At 50.7% G+C, this 23164-nt stretch carries 19 protein-coding genes and 1 pseudogene; 7 read left to right on the top strand and 13 right to left on the bottom strand.

Annotated elements, in window-relative coordinates:
- Positions 1-177: 177 nt before the first annotated feature.
- Positions 178-1560 carry a hemolysin family protein gene (locus tag WH37_RS04180; RefSeq protein WP_063838001.1) on the bottom strand — a complete coding sequence of 461 codons (1383 nt, stop codon included), beginning with the start codon at positions 1558-1560 and terminating at the stop codon, positions 178-180.
- Positions 1561-1829: 269 nt separating this feature from the next.
- On the opposite strand from WH37_RS04180, the gene WH37_RS04185 reads away from it, so the two are divergent.
- Together WH37_RS04185 and WH37_RS04190 are read left to right on the top strand one after the other, a co-directional pair.
- Entirely contained in the window at positions 1830-2432 is a 603-nt protein-coding gene (locus tag WH37_RS04185) for a copper resistance CopC family protein (RefSeq protein WP_046229325.1), read from the top strand.
- Positions 2429-3514 carry a copper resistance D family protein gene (locus tag WH37_RS04190; RefSeq protein ID WP_046229326.1) on the top strand — a complete coding sequence of 362 codons (1086 nt, stop codon included), beginning with the start codon at positions 2429-2431 and terminating at the stop codon, positions 3512-3514. Before WH37_RS04185 ends, WH37_RS04190 begins: the two co-directional genes overlap by 4 nt.
- Positions 3515-3669: 155 nt before the next feature.
- On the opposite strand, the gene WH37_RS04195 is transcribed toward WH37_RS04190, so the two are convergent.
- The 3 genes and pseudogenes from WH37_RS04195 to WH37_RS04205 form a co-directional block, all read right to left on the bottom strand.
- Positions 3670-4575, bottom strand: a complete 906-nt coding sequence (locus WH37_RS04195) for a fumarylacetoacetate hydrolase family protein (RefSeq protein ID WP_046229327.1) — start codon at positions 4573-4575, stop codon at positions 3670-3672.
- Positions 4576-4712: 137 nt separating this feature from the next.
- On the bottom strand, positions 4713-5153 hold the full coding sequence (locus tag WH37_RS33335; protein ID WP_052736801.1) for a DUF4362 domain-containing protein: 441 nt from the start codon (positions 5151-5153) through the stop codon (positions 4713-4715).
- A gap of 67 nt (positions 5154-5220) precedes the next feature.
- Positions 5221-6195: pseudogene (locus tag WH37_RS04205) on the bottom strand (AAA family ATPase); the annotation flags it as partial.
- A gap of 1050 nt (positions 6196-7245) precedes the next feature.
- Here WH37_RS04205 and WH37_RS34415 point away from each other — a divergent pair.
- A protein-coding gene (locus WH37_RS34415) for an IS1182 family transposase (RefSeq protein WP_156182221.1) occupies positions 7246-8600 on the top strand; the annotation gives its coding sequence in 2 pieces (ribosomal slippage) (positions 7246-7813 and positions 7813-8600; 1356 coding nt in all).
- Positions 8601-8826: 226 nt separating this feature from the next.
- Here the strand turns inward: WH37_RS34415 and WH37_RS04220 are convergent.
- The 4 genes from WH37_RS04220 to WH37_RS36975 form a co-directional block, all read right to left on the bottom strand.
- Complete coding sequence (locus tag WH37_RS04220; protein ID WP_046229329.1) at positions 8827-10146, bottom strand: replication-associated recombination protein A; 1320 nt, start codon at positions 10144-10146, stop codon at positions 8827-8829.
- Positions 10147-10401: 255 nt separating this feature from the next.
- On the bottom strand, positions 10402-12849 hold the full coding sequence (locus tag WH37_RS04225) for a glycoside hydrolase family 95 protein (protein WP_046229330.1): 2448 nt from the start codon (positions 12847-12849) through the stop codon (positions 10402-10404).
- A gap of 79 nt (positions 12850-12928) precedes the next feature.
- On the bottom strand, positions 12929-14014 hold the full coding sequence (locus tag WH37_RS04230) for a Gfo/Idh/MocA family protein (protein WP_046229331.1): 1086 nt from the start codon (positions 14012-14014) through the stop codon (positions 12929-12931).
- Positions 14015-14034: 20 nt separating this feature from the next.
- A complete protein-coding gene (locus WH37_RS36975) occupies positions 14035-14160 on the bottom strand; it encodes a hypothetical protein (protein WP_269431268.1) in 126 nt (41 codons plus the stop codon).
- A gap of 140 nt (positions 14161-14300) precedes the next feature.
- Between WH37_RS36975 and WH37_RS04235 the strand changes: the two genes are divergently transcribed.
- From WH37_RS04235 to WH37_RS36300, 4 genes are all read left to right on the top strand, one after another.
- Complete coding sequence (locus tag WH37_RS04235) at positions 14301-15989, top strand: hypothetical protein (RefSeq protein ID WP_231594117.1); 1689 nt, start codon at positions 14301-14303, stop codon at positions 15987-15989.
- Between the two features lie 284 nt (positions 15990-16273).
- Positions 16274-16927, top strand: a complete 654-nt coding sequence (locus tag WH37_RS04240; RefSeq protein WP_046229333.1) for a FusB/FusC family EF-G-binding protein — start codon at positions 16274-16276, stop codon at positions 16925-16927.
- Positions 16928-17179: 252 nt separating this feature from the next.
- Positions 17180-17320, top strand: a complete 141-nt coding sequence (locus tag WH37_RS36295; protein ID WP_231594118.1) for a hypothetical protein — start codon at positions 17180-17182, stop codon at positions 17318-17320.
- A gap of 15 nt (positions 17321-17335) precedes the next feature.
- The gene (locus WH37_RS36300; RefSeq protein ID WP_231594119.1) at positions 17336-17587 is read left to right on the top strand and encodes a RidA family protein; all 252 of its coding nucleotides are present in this window, start codon (positions 17336-17338) and stop codon (positions 17585-17587) included.
- Between the two features lie 63 nt (positions 17588-17650).
- Here the strand turns inward: WH37_RS36300 and WH37_RS04250 are convergent, their stop codons facing one another.
- The 5 genes from WH37_RS04250 to WH37_RS04270 are packed head-to-tail and all read right to left on the bottom strand — an operon-like array spanning position 17651 to position 23043.
- Complete coding sequence (locus WH37_RS04250) at positions 17651-19003, bottom strand: alpha-L-fucosidase (protein WP_082110653.1); 1353 nt, start codon at positions 19001-19003, stop codon at positions 17651-17653.
- A 40-nt stretch (positions 19004-19043) separates the two neighbouring features.
- On the bottom strand, positions 19044-19889 hold the full coding sequence (locus WH37_RS04255; protein WP_046229334.1) for an AraC family transcriptional regulator: 846 nt from the start codon (positions 19887-19889) through the stop codon (positions 19044-19046).
- A 47-nt stretch (positions 19890-19936) separates the two neighbouring features.
- The gene (locus tag WH37_RS04260) at positions 19937-20758 is read right to left on the bottom strand and encodes a carbohydrate ABC transporter permease (protein WP_046229335.1); all 822 of its coding nucleotides are present in this window, start codon (positions 20756-20758) and stop codon (positions 19937-19939) included.
- Complete coding sequence (locus WH37_RS04265) at positions 20755-21630, bottom strand: carbohydrate ABC transporter permease (RefSeq protein ID WP_046229336.1); 876 nt, start codon at positions 21628-21630, stop codon at positions 20755-20757. Before WH37_RS04265 ends, WH37_RS04260 begins: the two co-directional genes overlap by 4 nt.
- 54 nt (positions 21631-21684) lie before the next feature.
- Positions 21685-23043: an ABC transporter substrate-binding protein gene (locus WH37_RS04270; protein ID WP_046229447.1), complete on the bottom strand. Its 1359-nt coding sequence runs from the start codon at positions 23041-23043 to the stop codon at positions 21685-21687.
- Positions 23044-23164 lie beyond the last annotated feature (121 nt).

A 23164-nucleotide genomic window follows, 5' to 3' on the forward strand; every position in this document is an offset into this window, starting at 1 on the left:
TCGACCGCCGCTCGTTTTTTTATTTATTGTACACAAAAAAAGACCCTACAAGATGACCTTTTTTAAAGTATCCATCTTATAGGGTACATTTTAGAGGAGAAGGTTCCTTTTTTTATTGGACCGTTCCATGTTGCTGATGTTTTCCACTCCACTCGTCGCTTTATACACGCAGCGCCCTTATGTCCCCGTTCCTTTGCCATCAACGTCTCCAGCGTCGCCCTTCAAACCCTCTTTCTCCTTGTGTGAAGGATACGCAGCAAGCCGGCTCACGCGAATGCGGGAAATGCGGTAATGATCCGTCTCCTCGATGACGAACTCGAAATGGCCTGCTTCTTTTACACTGTTGCCTTTGCGAGGCAGGTTTTCCAGCTGGGCATACATCCAGCCGCCAATCGTATCAAAGTTGTCACAGCTAATATTCGTGCCGAGGCAGCTGTTTACCTCCTCAATCAGCATCATGCCGCTAATCGAGTGGCTCCCTTCGCCGAGCTGCTCAATCATCGCCCGTTCCTCGTCAAACTCATCCTGAATTTCACCGACGATTTCCTCCATAATGTCTTCAAGCGTCACGATACCTGAGGTCCCGCCATATTCATCTATTAAAATCGCAATTTGCGATTTGCTCTCCTGCATTTGTCCAAGCAGCTCCCGAATAAAAATCGACTCCGGCACCGTCAGAATCGGGCGTAAAATTTGGCGGATATCGGTCAGCGTATGCTGCGCATCCTTCCATAAATCTTTAATATGGACAAAGCCAATAATATCGTCCTTGTCACTTTCACAGACGGGATAACGCGTATGCATTTCCGCAAGCGCCATCTGTTTATTTTCCACAAGCGATAGCTGGGCGTACAAGCAGATGACCTCCCGGCGGGGAATCATAATTTCTCTCGCATGGGTTTCTGTAAATTTGAAAATATTATCAACAAGCAGCAGCTCCGTATGATGAATGAGTCCGCAACGCTTGCTTTCCTTGAGCAGCAGTCGAATGTCCTGACTGGAGTACGCATGGACTGAGCCTGCGCCCACCCGGACATCACCATCCTTAACCATCCAGTTGGACAGTACGTCTAGCAGCCGCGCTACCGGATACATCATTTTATGAAAATAAAACAAGGGTGCAGCCGCGGCCGCAACGACCAGCTCCGCGCGGCGCCCCGCTATGGCCTTCGGAACGAGTCCGCCGCAAACGCTGTGCAGCACGGCTGCCAGCAGCAAAGCGGCTGCTACAGCGCACACTTCCACCACAACTGGAGCGATGGGGACTCGCCCACTCATTCCATCCAGCCATGAACCGAAGAACAGGCGGAATGCCGGAATACCCATCCAGCCTATCCCAAGCGAGGCGACTGTTATTCCAAGCTGGCAGGCGGTTAAATAAGTACGAGGCTCGCGAAGCATCGCAGCAGAAACAACTGCTCTTTTTGATGAACGGCGCCCGCCATACAGCTTTTGCAGCTGATCGGACCGTAAACGCAGCATGGCCGCCTCCGCCGCCGCGAAAAAACCGTTAGCCAACAATAACCCTACAAACAACACAAACTGAATCGTTTCACCCAATGCGGCTTCGCCTGCCCTGCCCCAGAAAGTGCTCCGGTGACGGTAGGCGCACCCCCTCGTCCATCTCTCGCCGTTTTCAGTGACGGTAATTATGTGTATTCGACGTAGTCCGTACATTATTCAGCATAGACCTAGCGTTTTTTTGCAAAAGTTCATAAAGTCGCCTATAATTTGCCGCAAGGCAGGCCGTTTGTCACACCCCAATATCTGATATAATGCTAACATCTTGCTTCAACACACTTAAGCTTTAGCTTATAAGGAGGAACAACATGAAACGTATCATTCTAATTATGCTGGCTGTTATTTGGCTGGTTCCCGGTGCAGCTTTTGCCCATTCCAAAATCGAGCAATCCACACCTGCCGTAGACGAGACGGTAACCGCATCACCTTCTCAAATTACCCTTTCCTTCAATACTGACATTGAGAAGCTCAGCACGTTTAAGCTTTTGAACGCCGCTGGCGAGCAAATCGCCACCGATGAGGTCACTGTAGACGGAAAAACGATGAGCGGTGCGGTTCCAACGGCGCTGGAGAACGGGATATACACGTTAAAATGGGCGATTATCGGCGCTGACGGTCATGCGATTGAAGGCGACTACAGCTTCACTGTCAATGCGCCGGAAACTGCTGCAACCGAACAGCCTGCATCAGCATCCCCTTCACTTGAAAGCTCTTCAACACCTGATGCGACGGCTACCGAGTCACCCGCACTAGAAACAGCAAGCCCTGCGGCAAGCGCTTCGCCAACAGCAGACACTGCCACCCAAACGGAGGGAAAAGACAGCAGCTCAACAACGAGCGTTATCATTATTGTCGTCGTCATTCTGCTCATTGCCGTTATCGCTGCCGCTGCGAGAAAACGTAAAAAATGATTTATTTGAGCGAGACGCTTCTGTATGTATGCTTTGCGTTGTTAATGGGCGCATTTACTTTGCGTCTCGTGCCGGAGGGCAAGCGTCCACAGGTTGTTGTCCCTGATCGCTTACTGCTTGCCTGCGCGCTCGCTATCCCTGTGCTTTCGTTTGTTCCGCTTGATCAAACGGCACGTACTTTCGCCGCCGATTTCGAACTAAGCTATGGGCAAATGATGAAAAGCCTGCTGCTCGATGCCGTAGCAGGCAAAGCCTTCATTTGGACGCTGCTTAGCGCCCTCGGCTTGTCCGTCCTGCTCGGAATGAAGTCCTTCCGGCAGGACCGCCATATGCCGAAGGTTGGGCTGTTCATAACCTTGCTGCTTGCCGTATGGCTCGGTTATGCCAGCCACGCCTCGTCGCTGTATGGGTTGAAAGGGACCGTTATTCATAGCGCCCACTTTATAGCCGTCACCATTTGGCTCGGCATTGTCATTACGACCAGTTGGTTCTCGAAGGACGAGAGCCATTGGGAGCCGTTTTTATCATGGTTTTCAACGCTTGCCTTCGGCTGTTTTTTCGTAACCATTACAGCGGGCATTACGCTGATGACCTTTACGACGCCAGAATACGTTAACGCCTGGATGCTGCCTTACGGGCAAATGCTGTTGATCAAGCATTTACTGCTGCTGCCGCTGCTGCTGCTTGCGTATACGAACGGCTTTGGCTACAAAAACAAGCTCAAGCAAAATGCTGCTTTCCGTCCGCTCCCTTGGTTTAAGGCAGAAAGCATCGTCGCATTGCTGATTTTTATCGCCACAAGCGTGCTAGGCCAGCAGGCTCCGCCGCATGAGGTGAAGGAGACGCTGCAAACAACAGCACCTTCTTCTCTGTTCACAACGATTTATAAAGGCAGCTTCAGCCCTGATATTACGCTTCATTTTTCACTTGGGCTTGATAGCTGGCTGCTGCTTGCATCAGCTGTTGTTATGATTGTCGGCTTTTTCCGGATGTACCGCAGCGAACAGCTGCTGCCTGCTTTTGCGATGGGGCTGCTGGCTGCTGCTTTTAGCTACGGCGCACTCATGTTTGCGATTGCCTGAAGCATTGGATTGGAGAAGCACTTATCATTTTTATAGCAAAAAAAGCAAGGACGCTGGCGGCATTAGCCTAGGCTTCCTTGCTTTTTTATTGCATTCATTATTGCTTTATTGAAATCAGGATTGAATTTATGAATATATGGAGTGCCATGCTGCAATTATTGTTCCCGAACCATAAGACTCGTCAAGCTGCCGAGCTTTTCAATTTCGATTGTAACGCGGTCGCCTGCCTTGAGGAAGCTTTGCTTGTCCACCGGATAACCGAGCATGACGCCTTCAGGCGTACCCGTCAAGATGACATCGCCCGGCGACAGCGTCATATGGTGCGAAACATAGCTGACGATTTCCTTGCAGCTGAAAATCATATCGCTCGTGTTCGAGTGCTGGCGCACCTCGCCGTTTACGATACATTTCATGTCCAGCTCATTCGGATTTCCGACCTCGTCCGCTGTTACGAGATAAGGACCGAGCGGCGCAAATTTGTCGCAGGTTTTGCCAAGCAGCCACTGGCCTGTCCGCATTTGCAAATCGCGAGCCGACAAATCATTGGCAGCGCAATAGCCGAATACGTAGCTGAGCGCTTCCTCCTCCGTCACATGCTTCGCTTCTTTGCCGATGACAATCGCTAGCTCAGCCTCGTAATCTACCTTCTCGGAGGCAATGGGAAGCGGCACCGCTTCTCCATGGGCAGCCAGCGTATTGCTGAATTTGCTGAACAAAATCGGCACCTCGGGAATAGCCGCATTGGACTCCTCCGCATGCTTGCGGTAATTCAGGCCTATGCAAAGGATTTTCCCAGGGCTTGTCACACAGGGAGCAAACGTCAGCTCCGCTTCATCGAGAAACACCGGGCCCAGCTCAGCCGCACGGCTTATCGCTTCGTCCGCCAGACGGTGAAGGGCTTCAACGGCCTCCTCCCCGCCTTCAATGACCTGATGAATATTTTGAGGTACGGATGCACTGCCTTTACAAGCTACGCTGGCTGCCGCCACATCGAGAATGCCTTGCTCCGTCTTTACTCCCAAACGCTCTGCACCTTGCTCCGTAAATGTTAACAGCTTCATAGGTTTATACAGCTCCTTTGTTTGGTGTTATTTTGCGGGATCCGGGTCGGCGGCCCAGAAAAAGGTTTCTGCCGTGTCAGCTTGGTCGCACCCGTGTAAAGTGTAGACCTCATCCCCACGATCCGTCTGCTTCGTTCCTATTCCTTCGCGCAGATCGTGCTTGGCCTGCCTAAATCGGAGCCAAACGCATCCATTCCATTGTCAAAGGTATATAGGATCGCATCCCCATTATAAACTAACTCATAAAAAATAGGATCGCCTTCTATCGTATACTCCGTAAGCCGAACCTTGCCCGACTGCTTAAGCGCTATATTTTCTATAAAAGCGTCCCATTTGTCCAAATTGTAATAACGTCCATGAACATTTACAACGTCTCCATTGTCAGCCGCCTGCTCCGCTAGATAAGGCTCTTCGACCTTTGGAAACACACTTTCCAAAGCTCCGGTCGTTTCCGTTATAGCTGCTGGGTCCGCTTCCTTTACGATTGGTGCAGGTTCCGAAACTGGCGAGTGCCCTGATTGAACCTGATTGTTGCTGCTGCAGCCTGCAAGCAAAACTAAACTTGCGTATTTCAACATCAGGCCCACCTCCTGCCCTTCAGACGAAGGCTTGCATAAGAAGGTTGCCATCCTGTCCCTCAAACGGCTATTTCTTCCCTTTCGCACGTTTCCGCAGCTCTTGGTTTTGCCGGATTTTATCCTCCATGCCCTGCTCGGTTGCTTGGTAAAAGCTCATATCCCGCAGCTTGTCCGGCAAATATTGCTGCTGCACATAGTGCCCCGGATAATCATGCGGGTATTTGTAGCCTTCATGACCAAGCTGCGCCGAGCCTTTATAATGGGTATCGCGCAAATGCAGCGGCACTTCGGCTGCGCCAAGCCCCTCCATTATCATCATCGCCTTGCCGATGGCCAGCGCCGTCGCATTTGATTTTGGGCTTTCTACCGCGAACAAAATCGCTTGAGACACATTGTATTTCGCCTCCGGCCAGCCGATTTTGTGGTAGGCGTCCATCGCCGTCACCGCCTGCACCATTGCTTGCGGATTCGCAAGTCCAATGTCCTCGCTGCAGGCGACGATCAGCCGGCGGATAAACGTCATCGGGTCCATGCCAAGCTTCTCCACCGCGTACAAAAACCAGAACAGCGCCGCATCGCTGGAGCCGCGAACGCTTTTATGAAACGCAGACAGCACATCGTATTGCGTCGATTGATCCGCTTTGACCGAGCGATTGCGAATCGATTCCTGCGCGACCTCCAGCGTAATATGTACCGAGCCGTCTGGCTCAGAAGGCGTCGTCACCGCGGCCAGCTCCAGCGCGTTTAAAGCGCGGCGAATGTCGCCGCCTGCCATATTCGCGATATGCGCCAGCGCCTCCTCGTCGCAGTGCAGCTCCATAGAGCCCAGCCCGCGGCCTTTATCCGCTAGCGCCCGCTTCATGGACTCCAGCGCATGCTGCGGGCCAAGCGGCTCCAATTGAAACAGCGTCGAGCGCGACAGAAGCGCCCCATTTACATGGTGGAACGGATTTTCCGTCGTCGCGCCAATAAAAATAATGATCCCCTGCTCAACCGCTGGCAGCAGCGCATCCTGCCTTGCGGTGTTGAAGCGATGCACCTGTCTAATTCTGTTTACAATAATAAGTACACTCATAATCATTTTAGCTCAATAAAAAAACCAACATTCCACATTTTACGGAACATTGGCTCTTCAAATTTTGGTTCTTTCAAGCGTACTTACAGACATTTTCGATACAAATCATATATCCCTAATTCTCTTGTGAGAAATCAACCGTTATACCGTCTGCATTGCGTGGCTTTATTAAATATTTTCCATGGTCACAGTTTACGAAATCAATATCACCGTATAGCTTATCTTTACTATGACTACATAGCTATAATGGTTCTAACGACATTAACTCATACAAGATGAAATGTAACCATACGTAAACCACCAACTCAATTACTGCATCTAACGCATCTTGAATGTTTTAGGTCCAAATGTTTCTTCATCATTAGCGGTTGCCGCATTAAGTGAGAGCAGTGACTCAATTGAAGTGCTGTGATTCGCGAAATCTATTTACATAGGAAAATATGGGTTCATGAATTCGCCGTGGGCTAAATCATAACTTTGCTTTCCCACTGCCTAAACGCTTTTTTAAATACAGTGAAATAAAAAAATGAATGATGGATAGTGATGAGCACACAATAGAAATGGCTATATTCAAAAAGATACTCGAATAACTAGTAATAAAAGATATGACCACTATATTCAGGATATAAAGTATAATCGCTAATGGAGCTATTGCCCCTGCTTTTTTCACTATTAATAGCAATAGTTGTACGAGTATAGAATGAAACATAAGAAAAAAACCAGGTAAAAAAAACAATATGGTTGTAATATCAGTAAAAAGCACAAACTCATTTTCATTGTAATTCGGGTAATAAGATACCATCCATACAGATACTAAAAAAGAAACAAACAACCAAATATAATAAATTTTAATCACCTCAAAATAATAATAAACTAAAGAAAAAAGAACAGTCAAATAAGACTGTCCAGGCTGTCGAGAAAGTCTCGACAGCCCTCTTTATAAGTATTTGGTTTAACACGACACCGCGTTACTATAATATAATCATAGTAACTTATACGAACGGAAGGTGTCGTCCCATGCTGCGTTCTAATCAAGAAAAACAACAAAGTTACGAGTTCGTTTCCATTGAAGATCTAGTGCCTGCTGATCATATGCTTCGCAAGATCGACAAATACATCGATTTTACCTTTATTGATGAAAAGGTTCGGCATCTGTATGCACAAGACAATGGGCGTCCAGCCATTGATCCGCTTGTTCTTTTCAAGATGATCTTTCTGGGCTATTTCTACGGCATTCGTTCCGAACGTCAGCTTGAACGCGAAGTGCAAACGAATCTCGCGTATCGCTGGTTTCTAGGTCTGGGATTAACGGATCGCGTGCCGGACCACACGACGATCAGTTGGAACCGGCGTACACGATTTAAAGATACTTCCGTTTTTCAAGACATCTTTGATGAGATTGTGCTGCAAGCCATAACGCATCGCATGGTCGGCGGCCGTGTACTGGTTTCGGATTCGACCCACGTCAAAGCGAATGCGAGCAAAAACAAATACACGAAAGTACAAGTGCAGCAAAACACAAGAGATTATCTGGATGAGTTAAATGCTGCCGTTGAAACCGATCGCAAAACACAAGGAAAAAAGCGCTAAAACCACGAGAGGAGGTGAACGAGGACAAGGAAGTGAAGGTGAGCACAACGGATCTAGACAGCGGATATATGTATCGCGAAGGCAAGCCAGAAGGCTTCTTTTATCTGGATCATCGTACCGTCGATGTAAAGTACAACCTCATTACCGATGTTTTCGTAACCGCAGGGAATGTCCATGATTCTGTCCCGTACCTCTCTCGATTAGATCGTCAGCGTAAACGTTTTGGTTTTGCAGTAGAAGCGGTGGCTTTAGATTCAGGCTACCTGACAACACCGATTTGCAAAGGACGGGAAGAACGTAAAATCTTTGGTGTCATCGCCCATCGCAGATTTCATCCCACGCAAGGGTTGTACCCGAAATGGAAATTCACGTATGAGGCAGAGCGAAACGTGTACCGATGTCCCGAGCAGCAGGAACTGGTGTACCGCACGACGGATCGTCACGGGTACCGACATTATGCTTCGGATCCAAAGCAGTGTGCCGCTTGCCCCGTGCTGGAAAAGTGTACGCGATCTCGCAATAAGAAAAAGATCGTCACCCGCCACATCTGGGAAGACAGTAAGGAGCAAGTGCGCTTAAACCGCCTCAGCAAGTCAGGCAAAAGATTGTACCGAAAACGAAAAGAGACGATTGAGCGAAGCTTCGCGGATGCTAAACAGTTCCATGGGTTTCGCTATTGCCGGTTGCGGGGGCTGCGCAATGCAACGGAGCAAGCGCTGATGACCACGGTCGTGCAGAACATGAAGAAGATCGCCCTCCACTTGGAAAGGAGGGCTACATAGGGAGTTCCCCTTCCTTTAATCTTCATTTAGATCCCCAAAACAAAGAGAAACCCCATCGCCTTGAGACAAGACGCAGGGTTTCTCGACAATCTGAAGATTCTACTGTTTATGTAGAATCTTTTTTCTAATTTAAATAATTATGCTTTCAACTTGTACTCCCTGTAATAATCTACTTTGTTTACTCAAATTAAATCGCAAAATTAAGTTTTTCCTTGTTGCCGCTCCCCTATTTCTTCCCCTTCGCACGTTTCCGCAGCTCTTGGTTTTGCCGGATTTTATCCTCCATGCCCTGCTCGGTTGCTTGGTAAAAGCTCATATCCCGCAGCTTGTCCGGCAAATATTGCTGCTGCACATAGTGCCCCGGATAATCATGCGGGTATTTGTAGCCTTCATGACCAAGCTGCGCCGAGCCTTTATAATGGGTATCGCGCAAATGCAGCGGCACTTCGGCTGCGCCAAGCCCCTCCATTATCGTCATCGCCTTGCCGATTGCCATCGCCGTCGCATTCGATTTCGGGCTTTCGACCGCGAACAATATCGCTTGCGACACATTGTATTTCGCCTCCGGCCAGCCGATTTTGTGGTAGGCGTCCATCGCCGTCACCGCCTGCACCATTGCTTGCGGATTCGCAAGTCCAATGTCCTCGCTGCAGGCGACAATCAGCCGGCGGATGAACGTCATCGGGTCCATGCCAAGCTTCTCCACCGCGTACAAAAACCAGAACAGCGCCGCGTCGCTGGAGCCGCGAACGCTTTTATGAAACGCAGACAGCACATCGTATTGCGTCGATTGATCCGCTTTGACCGAGCGGTTGCGTATCGATTCCTGCGCGACCTCCAGCGTAATATGTACCGAGCCGTCCGGCTCAGAAGGCGTCGTCACTGCGGCCAGCTCCAGCGCATTTAAAGCGCGGCGAATGTCGCCGCCTGCCATATTCGCGATATGCGCCAGCGCCTCCTCGTCGCAGTGCAGCTCCATAAAGCCCAGCCCGCGGCCTTTATCCGCTAGCGCCCGCTTCATGGACTCCAGCGCATGCTGCGGACCGAGCGGCTCCAATTGAAACAGCGTCGAGCGTGACAGAAGCGCCCCATTTACATGGTGGAACGGATTTTCCGTCGTCGCGCCAATAAAAATAATGATGCCCTGCTCAACCGCTGGCAGCAGCGCATCTTGTCTTGCCGTGTTGAAGCGATGCACCTCGTCGAGAAACAAAATCGTTTTTTTGCCATACATCGTCTTGCTCAGACGCGCTTGCTCAATGACCTCACGCACATCCTTCACCGAAGCGTCAACGGCGTTCAGCTTAACGAACTCGCCCGCTGTCCGCTTGGAAATAATATTGGCAAGCGTCGTCTTGCCGCAGCCCGGTGGGCCGTACAGCAAAATGGACGACACTTGGTCGCCTTCAATCGCCCGGCGCAGCAGCTTGTCCTCTCCAACGATATGCTCTTGCCCGATATATTCATCCAACGTCTCCGGCCGCATCCGATCGGCAAGCAGCCTCGCCCGCGGTGTCTCCGCATCCTGATAAGAAAATAAATCCATATGCTCACAACCTTCTTCCCTATTCCTATCGATCATAGCATATTCGCTTTTTACTGCGCCACTGGCTGGATCGCTGTGCAGCTAAGGAATGGGGTGAAAACCGCGCCAAGCAAATATGCAAAAAACGAAGCTGCCTTCTGAGCTTTTTACAAAAAAAGACGCACAAAGCGGTTCATCGCTTGTACGTCATTGCTATTCTTATATATGGATACTCCCATCAACTCCTTCAAATCTTCAAGCCGCTCATTCACCAGCTCATATCGGATGAATAACGTACGTTTTACCCTGCTCCGCCTGAAAATAATAATGCAGCGGCATATGCTCCTCTGCCTCCAGTGTGCCTTCTTCGCCCTGCATCTGGATTCGCAGCGCGGCCCCGGCATACAGCAAGCAGGGCCCGCTGCTGTGCGCGAGCAGCTCCGCCGCTTGCAGCCTGCCAGCATGCCAGGCGATGGCCACCTCAAAGCCATCGCGGGCGCGCAAGCCGCTGACGCTGCCCTCCGGCCAAGCATCTGGCAGCGCGGGAAGCAGATGCAGTCTGCCAGCATGCGATTGCACCAGCAGCTCAGCTATTCCGGCCGTTACGCCAAAGTTGCCATCAATCTGAAAGGGCGGATGCGCATCGAACAAATTAGCGTAAACGCCGCCCCGCTCAAAATCCATAACCCCGTCATCCGGAATGAGCGTGAGCATCCGCTTGATTAGCGCATAAGCACGATTGCCATCTCCGAACCTCGCCCATAGATTGACCTTCCAGCTGAGGCTCCAGCCTGTTCCTCCGTCACCGCGCCGATCCAAGGCGATGCGGGCTGCGTTGTACAGCTCCGGCGTGCTTTCCGCTGACCAGCCATCGCCCGGATAGACCGCGTATAGATGGGATACATGACGATGGAAACGATCCTCGTCTTCATAATCCTCCGACCATTCTTGCAACCCGCCATGCTGTCCAATGCTTGCCGGGAGCAGCTTAGGAAGAGCAGCTTCCAATTGCTGCAAAAACAACCTTTCCTCTTCCGATTCCCATTCCCATTCCGATTCCAAGCAGCTTTCCCCTTTGGCAGCTACATAAGCACAAATTTGCTCATATGCCGCCAAGCAATGCTCGAACAGCTCGCGAATGAGGCTCATATCCATCGTCGAAGCAACACTCAGCGCGGGCATTCGCCCGTCCTTCAGCTTGAAGCGGTGCTCCGGCGAGGTGGAGGGTGAGGTCACGAGCATGCCCAGCTCGTTTTCGACCAACCAATCCAAATAAAACAGCGCCGCGCCTTTCATAACCGGATAAGCCCGCTGCGCTAAATAGCCGATATTCCCGCCAAAGCGATAATGCTCCCATAAATGCTGGCAGAGCCAAGCGGCACTCATCGGCCAATTCGCCCATAGCGGATTGCCATGCCCGTAATCGCCTGGTGGCGCCGATTGCCGCCATATATCGGAATTATGGTGGGCGGTCCAGCCCCGGCAGCCATAATTAATCTCCGCGGTTGCCTGCCCCGTTACGGACAAATCGGCAATAAAATCAAGCAGCGGCTCATGGCATTCGGCCAAATGGCAGAGCTCCGCAGGCCAATAATTCATTTGCGTATTAATATTAAGCGTATAATTGCTGCTCCAGATCGGCCTCGCATCCTGATTCCATATGCCTTGCAAATTCGTCGGCTGCGTGCCTGACCTGGAGCTTGCGATCATTAAATAACGTCCGTAATGAAACAGCAGCTCCACGAGATGGGGATCAGTTGCGCCATATTCGGCGATTCTTTGATCCGTCGGATAGCCTTCGGGCAAGCTGGAGCCTGCAAGCTGAAAAGCAACTCTGCCAAATAACGTACGATGATCGTCACCATGCGCACGAAGCAGCGCTTCGAATGGCTTCGCCGCGGCCGCTGTCAAATAGGCGCCCGCCGCCAGCACAGCATCTTTGCCATCTGTCCCTGGACAGCGGTCATAGCCATTAAAGCTGGTCGAGGCCGAGACATAAAGTGTCGCCGTAGTAGCCCCTTCCACATGAAGCCCATCTGCATCCGCCGACCACGAGCCCCCATTGATCCGGATGCCTAGGAGCGCCGCAAAACGCATAGCGGTCGTCGTATCTGCAAACCCGTACCTAATCGGCTCATCCGTCTCATAATAATTCGGATAAACCTGCTCCGGACAATAGCCGGAAAGCAGCAAACCGTCACGTACAGGAGCGGTGCGGCTGCGCAGCGGGCTACTGAGACCTGCCTTGAAGCTCAGCTTCCCCGGCTCGCTTGCGGTCAGGTGGATGACGATCACCTGATCGGGATGCGAAGCAAACACTTCCCGTGTATAGACGACCTTCCCAATGCGATACACCGTTCTCGCGATGCCGTTTGCCATATCCAGCTCGCGCCTATATTCTTCCGTCAGCTGTCCATGATAAAAGCGGAGCTGAACATCGCCAAGCGGCATATAGCTTTGCGTATAAGGCCCCATTGTCGAAGCTTTGCTTATTCGCTCGGCCTCTTCGTAATCGCCTTCTTTAATACAGCGACGTATGTCTGCCCAAGCCGCCAACGCTTGCGGATTATTCCAATCCTGCGGACTTCCCGACCAAAGCGTATCCTCATTAAGCTGAATACGCTCCAAATCAACGCCGCCAAAAACCATGCCGCCAAGCCGACCATTGCCAATAGGAAGCGCTTCCGTCCATTTACAGGCCGGCTTGTCATATGTTAGCTTCATGCTTCCCCCTCCATGTGTCATGCTGTATCGCCCACCCACACTTCTTTCAGTCTCCTTACTTCCTTCCATCTTCGGATTGCTACGCAAGGCCGAATTCGTCTTTGATGTCCTGAATGCGCACAAGCTTGCCTCCGCCGCTTGCACTGCGCTCCATTGCAGCCATCAGTGCAAGTGTGTGTATAGCCTCTGAAGAATCAGGAAGCGGAAGCTCGCCGCTATCTAAGCAATCAGCGAAATATTCAATGTAGTTCTGATATTCGCCTGCATGGTGGCTCTTGCCTTCAAAGCGGAAATAGTAATCATGCCTGTCGTCATAGGAATAAGAAGCCTTCCCTTGCTCGGCAAAATGCGTATGGTAGCTCAAATTCGGATATTCCGCACGCGAGATGCCTTTCGTGCCACGCAGCACGCAGCTAATGGATGGCTCGATCTCCTGCCCTAATGTAGGCATCGTATAATTGCCGGAAATTTGCGCTATTCGCCCCTGTTCATCGCGCAGCAGAAAACGCAGCGAATCCCAAGCGTCTACTGTGCCATTGCCAGTGGCATTCTCATCTATGCTGCGGCCGAAGCCCACAACCTCCGTAACGCCGGGCAAATACCAGCGAACGAGATCAACAGCGTGGATCATGAAGCCGTACATCCAGCTAAAGCCTTTTTGGCGGCTCCAATCTTTTTCAAGAAACCAGCGTCCATCGGTTATATATTGCGCCTCCACCATTTGGAGAGCACCATGCCGCTCCTGATCGTAATCGCTGCGCTGATGGAGCATCGGCTCGAAAAACCGCGAGCTTTGCCCCACAAATAAACGTTTGTCTGTCCCTTTCATGATGTCCAGCAGCTCCTGAGCGCCCTCCAAGGAAGGCAGCAGCGGCTTCGTGCAAATGACATGCTTGCCTGCCTCCAGTGCCTGGCGGATATGAGTCAAATGCAGCTGGTCCGGCGTATATATCGCAATCACATCAATATGTGGATTTTCCAATAAGTCGCTATATTTCGTTGTCCAGCCATAAAAGCCGAATTCCTCCGCCCGCTGCTGGCAAAGCTCCACATTTAGATCGCAAACCGCTGTCAGCTCATACCGCTCGCTCGCCAATGCCGCCGACATAATGCTGCGCCCTTCCCCAAGCCCAATTACGCCCAACCGATACCGCTGTTTTGTCATCTGAATCACGCATCCTTTGCTCATTGTCGAATTGTAAAAGGCTGCTGATTGCGTGCACGCTGCAGCTCCCGCTTCTCTTCAAGTATAGCGAAGCGCCTCGCGCCCCGCTTGTCTGGACAAGGGCGTTTATTTGCGATTTTGTTCAAAAAGCCAGCGCTCCTGCTCACCAATCGAAATGAACAAGATTGCAAACCAGCCCGCCTATTTAGAAAAGAAAGCGTTTACTCCATCATGTTAAAATAGAGCCAGCTAAAAATTGGATGACAGATAAAGGAGAATGCGGCTTATGAAATTCGGCATACAAGGAACGGTCATCGGCTGGCAGGACCCTTGGGCGCAGACGGCTTCAGAGCATTATATGCGCACGGGGACAGGACAAATCTATCCTTCACAGGATCCGGCACCCGGAAGGAAAGCTTTTATGGAACAGCTCAAGCAGCTGCAGGCCGATTTTTATGTGCATCATGTGTTCCCCGGCCTAGAGGGCCATGAGGAGCTGCTGGCGGATATGCTGGCCTATGGAATGGAGCTTTGCCTCGGCAATGAGTATGGCAACATTAATGGCCCTTGGGTGGAGGGCACGAATCGCTACGATGTGCCAGACGAGCAAATCCGGCTCGCAGCACAAACAGGGCTGCTCATTGGGCTTCTTTATGATGAGCCTGAGCATTTGCAAATCAACGCAGGGCAGTATCGCAAGGATGGCTGGTTCCCGCATTGGGGAAGCTCCGAAACAGCCCAGGTGCGGCCAAGCTCTCTCGTCGCTTTGCGCGAGGGCTTGACTGCCGCGGTAGCGAAGCGCGAAGCCCATGTCCGCTCGCTCCTAAGCGAGCAGACGCTTCACCTGCCGCCGCTGCCGCAAAGCCATCAGCCAGCCCCCACTCCACACATTCCGCTCATTTCCGAGCAGGTATTTCCCGTCTTGTTCCACGCCCAGGCGCGGGGAGGAATGGCGCTTTGTCCAAAAATAATGAAGGAGTCGTTTCAGTCGCTCCAGCTCGCCACTGCGCTCGGCGCAGCCAAGCAATATCATCGCCCGTTATGGCTGTGCGCCGATTTATGGGGACCGGATGCCGGCGAATGGCCGATTCGTACGCCAGGATTTCCCGGCCATTCGCCGGAGGAGTTCGCATCCGCTCTCCAAATGGGCTATTTCATGAGTCCTACGCATTTATTTGTTGAAAATGTTGATGCGCTGCTGCGCTTCGACGGCCGCCGCTTTCATCAAACCGCGTTTGGAGAAGTATGGCAGCAGTTCAGGCAGGAATTTGTTCCTGCGCATCCGCTTTCCTACAGCCACATGGATGCCACTGCCGACATTGCCTTCATCCACTCGGACGACAGCAACTATGGTCAAAATGAGCGTCCCTTCGGCAGCTTGACGGCTGCGATGCCGCAGGAGAGCCAGAGCATCTTTCACGTTTGGTATTTGCTCAGCCATGGCAGCATTCCAGCGCATGGCAGCTGCATGCACATTCCCGGCTATTCCTTCCCACGCCATCGCTTGAAAGCCAGCATCGCCGCCGAGCGTTTTCCGCTATGGGATGGAGCGCAGCTGCCGCCGGCAGATGCTGCTGCCGCGGTTCACCCGTTATTTTTCCCGCTGCACCATGTACTCGTTTACGATGAGTTTGTGACCGAGCCGCATCTTGCTGGGGCCAAGCTGATTATCGCGGCAGGCACCTCGCTGTCCTCCGGTACGCTCCGAGCCATTCGGCGGCGCGCCGAGGTTGCCGGCGCGGTCGTTCTCATTGCGCAGTGGCTGCTTCCGGAAGCATGGAAGCAGCGCTGCACCTTTGATGGCGGCGGTGTTTGGCAGCCAACCTGCGACTTTCTCAGCGAAGAAACAGCGGAGCTTGCCCGCCCGTTTCTCGGTCAGCCCGATTGCTGGGCCCAGCGCTTCGGGGATAAGGAGGTTCATTTTCACAAAGGGGATCAGGGCGGGTTTACACTAAATATAGAGCTTTATGGCTAGCAGTGCCTGTTTTAGCTGAAGCTGCGCGTGGGATTTGCTGTTGAGAAAGGAGATTTTTTTGATTATAATAAACGGTAATTCAATGAAAAGGGGGTCGGTATGGATGGCAATACGAGATTGCCGGATTGGCACAGCCCACTGCAGAGCTTGTTTTAGAAGCGATACTTTGCATGGGCGTACTCATAGCTGATACGTCATCGCCCAGCCACGCTTATGTCGTTTCTAATACTTGGCTTTGCACCTTATTTTTTGCATGATCTAAACAAATAAGGGGCTGAACCTAAATGCGTGAACCATTTATTAGAAACCATCAATATAATGTGATAAAAAAACAAGCCGGCATTTTGCAGCATGCGCTTGGCACGGTTGCCGATCTGAAAATTTTGGAGTCCGTTAAATATACGACAGAATCCAAAATTATGGAGATGTTCCCAGGCGCAACCGCTGAGCAGAAGCAAATGCTTGAGACCGTTTCGACACTGCGGACGAAAGAGGATTTTGCCAAGTATTTGCGTGATCTGGAGGCCTATTTGACGGAGTTTCCAGCCATTACAGCCAAGCAAATCCAGAAGCTTTTTCCCAAAAATAAGAAGCTTAAGCTGCCCGATCTAGCCGCTATCGACTATCGCTATGTCACTTATTTAAGCTGGATCGATATCGCGAGCAACAAGCTGTTTATCGTTTATCCGGTAAACGGGCAGTTTGTTGGCGTCGAAGGCCGCTACAACCCGACGAACAAGAAAAACTATTGCTTTGTGTGCAATCGGTTCGAGGAGCTTGCTTTATTTTCCGCCATAACGAAAAAAAGGCCAGCGGGCACATCCCCCGACTACTACAAAGCCGTCGGAAATTACATGTGCGCCAAAAGCCATGATTGCAATAAAAATATTACGGATACGACCGCACTGGAAAAATTCATCGATGCGGTAATGGGATAAGTAGGCGTAGTTGTGCTGCGTTATTTGAACCGAACATTATAGGAGCGTTATCCGGCTATATAAAAGGTTTCGAAGCGCGTGCCGATACTCAATCGGTACGCGCTTTTTCAATTGGTCGGTGGTCGGTTGGAGCTTGATGACCTGCACTACTATAAGCTGGGCTGTTCGAATGTCATTTGAAACGCGCCTGCATATTATTGTTTCATTGGAAACAATAATCCAAAGGAACGATCATTCAAAGGAGTGAAACAAATGCACCTGCACAAGCTTAACCCGGAAACACTGACAAGCACGTTCAGCAATTTAATCGCCCAGGTCGTCGTCGCTTCGCCCTCCAAACTCGGATTTATATCCGGTCAGGTCGCCGTCGACAGCGATGGGAATCTAGTTTGACAAGGAGACCTGGGCTTGCAAGCCGTTCAGGTATTCAAAAATATCAAGCTCGCCATGGTAGCGGCAGGAGCAGGGCCGGAGCATATGGTGCAAATGAAAATACATGTCGTCAATCATCGCCCCGAGCTGATTGAAGACGTGTTCAAGGCGGGTGCCTTGGTGTTCGGTCCAGAATGGCCTATCACGGCCAGCACTTATCTGGGCGTCCAATCACTTGGCTTGCCAGAATGGCTAATTGAAGTGGATGCTATTGTCGCATTGCCTTAACTCTACTCCCTATCCATTAGTGCTTTGACAACGACAACGGGCTCATTGCGAAGCCCGCCGGGATTATGCTAGAAACAGTTCAATAACGGGAACGGTGACATTCGGTTTTTTCACTGGAAGCTCAAGCGTCAGCGTATCGGCGGCCCGCCCTTCGTTAAAGGCGCCCGCCTCCATCGTCATTTCCTGCTCTCCCTGCACCATGCGAATTTCCGAAGCATCATGCAGCAGCTGGGCATAGGCGATTTTGCCGGAGAAGCCGTATAGGTGCAAATGCTTAAACGGCCAGCTGAACACATGCAAGTACAACCTGTTTGTTGACGGATTATACGTAAAACGGCAATCCTGGGGACAGGCGTATTCCTCCGGCGCTGCCGTACAGCCATAGATGGAACGGTTGTGCCGCCGCATCCAAACGCCAATTCCCTTCAGACGGTCTACCGCGCGCTCATCGAACTCGCCTCGTCCCGTCGGCCCGACGTTCAGCAGCAAATTGCCGCCTTTGCTTACGGTATCAATCATCATTTGCACGAGCATATCGATGCTTTTCCACGATTCCTCGTCGCGGTAATAGCCCCATGAGCCGCTGAACGTATGGCAGGCTTCCCAGACGACACGTTCCCCGTTCACTTTAATCCACTCCCGCGGCTGATATTGCTCCGGCGTCGTAATATCCCCAGCAATTTGCAGGCGGTCATTCAGCATAATGTTCGGCTGCAGCTCACGAATCATGCGGACAAGCCGCTCGCTTTGCCACGCCTCCTTGCCCTTGCCCTCGAAGCCCGCCTCAGCCGCAATCGAGAAGTCATAGAACAGCACATCAACCTTGCCATATTCGCTGAGCAGCTCCTTCGTCTGGCCAAACAGAAACTCCACATATTGGGCAAAATCCCGCTCCTTGCTTTGTGCCAGAAACGCCTCATTGTAGCGCAGCGGATGCTTCACATCTACCGTATAATGCGGATGATGCCAATCGAGCAGCGAATAATACAAGCCCGTGCGAATATCGCGATCGCGAAAAGCAGACAGCATTGGCCGCAGCAAATCCCGCTTTGCCGGACTATTCATCGCATTATAGGCCGTCAGCTTCGTGTCCCACAGACAGAAGCCCTCGTGATGCTTGGCAGTAACGACCATATATTTCATGCCCGCTTCGGCGGCAAGATCGGCCCAAAGCTCAGGATCATATAAATCGGGATCAAAATGCTTGAAATATTTATCATATTGCTCATTGCTGAGAAACTCTCTGGACCGCATCCACTCATGCCTAGCGCCAAGCGCATACAGCCCCCAATGAATGTACATGCCAAAGCGGTCATGGGTAAACCACTTTGCACGCTGGGCGCTGTCCAACCTTTCCTGCTCCTGCGCTTTCCTGTTCAATTGTAAAGCTTCTAAGCCCTCTTTTTCCTTCTCCATCTAATGGTAGCCCTCCTTCATTCGCTTTTACTCTCTGCCGCTACATCGCCTGCTTCGCTACTTTGCGAAATTCCCGCGGCGAAACTTCACTATATTGCTTAAAATGTTTGTTGAAGTAATGAATGGAATTGTAGCCGCACTCAAAGGCAATATCCGTAATCGACTTGCTCGTCGTCTTCAGTAGATGCATCGCGATTTGCAGGCGCAGCCGGTGAATAAATTGATTAGGCGTGACACCAACCGCCTGCTTGAAATGGGTATAAAAATACGTTTTCCCTCTCCCATACATTTCAATTAATTCTCGGACATCGATGTCCTCGGTAATGTGACGCAAAATATGCTCCACCACAGGCGCGACACCCTCGTCCACCTCTTGTGCCCTCTCGCCTTGCCCAGCGGAACAGGAAACCGCGTAACGAAACACATGGACCAAAATATCAATAAACCGCATAAATTGTACGGATTCCCAGCCCGGCTCCTTTTTTTCCTGTTCCTCATAGGCAGCTCTGGCAGCAGCTTGAATGCCTTTTGCATATTCAGAGCTAGCCGGAATATGTGGACAAGCTTCCTCGGTATAAAAAGGAAACAGCAGTCGATAGCCATTCGGAATCAACCGGACGATCGACGGCGAGAACAGCACCATAATCCATTCGATCGGCTTCTCTGCGTCTTTGGCCAAATTATAGTGCGGGGCATAAGGCCGGAACAAAAAAACGTCTCCTGCATCTCCTGTATATTCGCGATCCAATAGCTGGAAGCGGGACTCATTTTGCAGCAGCACATTAATTTCCAGAAAATCATGCATATGCAGCTCATGTTCCACGAGATTATCGATGCGGTGCTCAATGATCAGCTCCGTCTCAAGCTTCAGATCATGGAAAAACATAGCGATCCTCCTTCCCCCCTGCTGGGCAAGCGTTTACATCATTTTCATCAGCCTTTCACCGAGCCGGAGGTCATGCCAGAAATGATATATTTTTGACCGAGCAAATAAATGATGATGACCGGCAAAGTTGTCAGCACAATATCGGCGGAGACGAGATTCCAGTTCACCGAGAAACGGCCGAAGAAATTATAAACGGCAAGCGTCATCGGCCACATATTCGAGTCATTCAAATAATAGAGCGGCAGCACAAAATCATTCCACGCGCCCATAAAATTCAATATGCCGACCGTTACAATAACGGGCGTGAGCAGCGGCGCCACGATTGAATAAAACAGGCGCAGCGGTGAACAGCCATCGACAATGCCCGCTTCATCCAACTCCCTTGGCACCGAGCCAACGAAGCCATAAATGAGAAAGACGCTGAAGGGAATCGACATGACGGCAAGCAAAATGACCATGCCGAGCTGCGTATTAATCAAATGGGTGAACTGCATTACCTTCGTCAAGGTAACAAAATTAATCGGCATCGCAATGCCCAAAATGACGAAGAAATACATAAACCGGTTAAGCCGTGACTGATTGCGGGCAAAAATATAAGCGGCAATCGCAGCGAGCGCTATGCCCAGCACCGTTGAACCGACCGCATACAGCAGGCTGTTCAAAAAAGATTGCAGCAGCTTGCCCTGCTCCACAACGATGGAATAATTGCTCCAATGCAGCTCCTTCGGCAGCGCAATGCTCATGGAGCTTGCACCCATCTGATCTTTCAGCGAGTTAACAATAATCAAATACAGCGGTAAAAAAGTAAACAGGCTGAGCAGCCAAGCGATGCCGTTGCGCGCCAGCTTTTGGACAAATTTAGGGGTCATTGGTCACGCCCCTCCTCTCTCGCCATCAAGCGGATGACAAAATAACCGACGATCGTCATGAACAGAAAGAGCAACGAGGACAGAGCGGTTCCAACCCCGTAACGGCCCATCGAAAATTCTTTGAAAATCGCTGTATAAAGCACATCTGTCGCATAGCCCGGCCCGCCGTTCGTCAAAACGTAGACCGCCTCGAACACTTTCAGACCATGCAGCAGATTCAGCACCGTCGTCACGACAAGCGCCGGCATGAGCAGCGGGAGCGTCACGTACTTGAACTTATGCCAGCTGTTCGCTCCGTCGATTTCGGCTGCTTCATAATAGCTTCGGGATATCGACTGCAAGCCAGCTAGCAAAATAATCATAATGTAGCCTGCACCCTTCCACGTATCGACGCCGATAATCGATTTGAAAGCCCAGTTCGCATCGACGAGCCATTTTTGCGCCATAAAATCCAGCCCCAGCCATCTGAGCGCTTCATTCAACAGCCCCGTCGCCGGATTCAAAATCGATTTAAAAATCAGGCCGACGACGAGCATCGGCACGATGGATGGCATAAAAATCATAACGCGGTGAAACCCCTTGAGCTTGATGCCTTCATTCAGGATGAGTGCGAACAGGAGGCCAATAGCCGTTTTTAAAATAACGGTCGATGCCGTAAAATTCAACGTATTGATAATGTAGCTGACATAATTTTCACCCGATGAAAACAGCGTCTTGAAATTATCCAATCCGATGAAGGTAATCGTATCCGAGTAGCTGTTCCAATCCGTCAGCGAATAATAGAAGCCCATTAGCCCCGGCACGACGAAAAAGATAAAATAAACGCCGACTGTGCCTAAAGCAAAGTAAAACGGATAAATTTTATTTCTCATGCGGCAGTCATCCCCACTCACTCGTTTGTCGGCTATAGCGGCGGCAGCCGCCTCCTATTTCGCCCATGCCGGGTCTTTGGCCACATTTGCCATATCGGCGCGGCGCTTATCGATGCTTTTCAGCACATCTTCCGATGTCATAGCGTTACCCATCATGGCCACAAGATCTTTGCCCATATCCATCCACTGCGGATTGACATAGTTCACGTAGTCCTGAATGTCAGTCCCTTTTTTCGTATACGTTGCCATCAGCTTCTTCTGCTCTTCATTGTATTTATCCTTGAGTCCTGGGAAGTTCAGGTTAGAGATCGTCGGGTCATTGTCGAGCATATACTGCAGGTTTTCAGGCTGCGCCAAATACGCAAGATACTGCTTTGCTTCGTCAATATGCTTCGAGCCGGAATAAATAAATTTGCTTGGACCGCCTGGATTGATGTAATAAATTTGATTGTCCGCCAGCGGAATGACAAAATAGCCGAATTGATCCGCTTTGACATTAGGGTCTGCCTTCTCGATATCATTAACGATGCTTTGTGCTGCAAGGGTCATCGCATATTTCCCACTTGCCATTTTAACCGCGGAATCCGCTCCCGTATCAGAAAACGCATTGTCGCCCATAAAACCAAGATCATACATTTCCTTTAGCTGATCAAGGGCCAGCTTCATCGTAGGATCGTCCACAAACTTTTTCTTATTGGCATTCAAATCGTCGTACAAGCCCGGCGTTACTTCATCGTAGCGCGGTCCCGGCTCGGCAAACCAAAGGACATGATGCCAGCCGTCGGCAATCGGTTCATACAGCGGTGTAATACCGGCATCCAGCAGCTTTTGGGACAGCGCCTTGAACTCCTCATACGTTTTTGGAATGGAGAGGCCATGCTCTTCAAAAATCTTTTTATTGTAAGCAATAACGAAGCTGCTTCCCGTATCCCAGATCGTCTGGGCATATACTTTGCCGTTCAGCGTCAACTGCTCAATGCTGAGCGGGTCCTCGCGCTTCACCCATTCTTCCGCGCTTAAATCAACGGCATTTTTCTCGACGTTATAGTTGAGGCTGATTTCGCTTTTGCCGCTTTGTCCGCCAAACAGGTCGGTAGCCTCGCCAGCATTCAGCTTTGTTTTGAGCACATTGAAATATTGATCAGAAGGAACAATTTGATAGTCGATCCGAATGCCGGTCTCGGCTTCAAATTTTTTCGCAAGCTGCATTTCAGCATCCTTTATCCAGCCTTGGCTGGCCAAATAGGTAAGCGTAATATTTTGCTTTGTGCCACTCGTACTGCCTGTGCCGCTGTTTGTGCTGCCTGCCGGGGATGCTGAATTTCCACTAGAGCCCGTATTGCCGCCTCCACAGCCTGCAGCTATAATGGCAACCAAAGCAATAACCGTTAACATCCACATCGATTTTTTCATAATATCGCTCCCCTTTAATGTTGAATGACCAGATGTATGCGTTTTCATTCCCTGCTTCCCCATTATAGATTTCCGCTTTTTGATGTGCCATGGATAAAACGGGGGCGTTTTATGCACTTAT

The sequence above is a fragment of the Paenibacillus algorifonticola genome (assembly GCF_000971975.1).
Classification (GTDB): Bacteria; Bacillota; Bacilli; order Paenibacillales; family Paenibacillaceae; genus Pristimantibacillus; species Pristimantibacillus algorifonticola.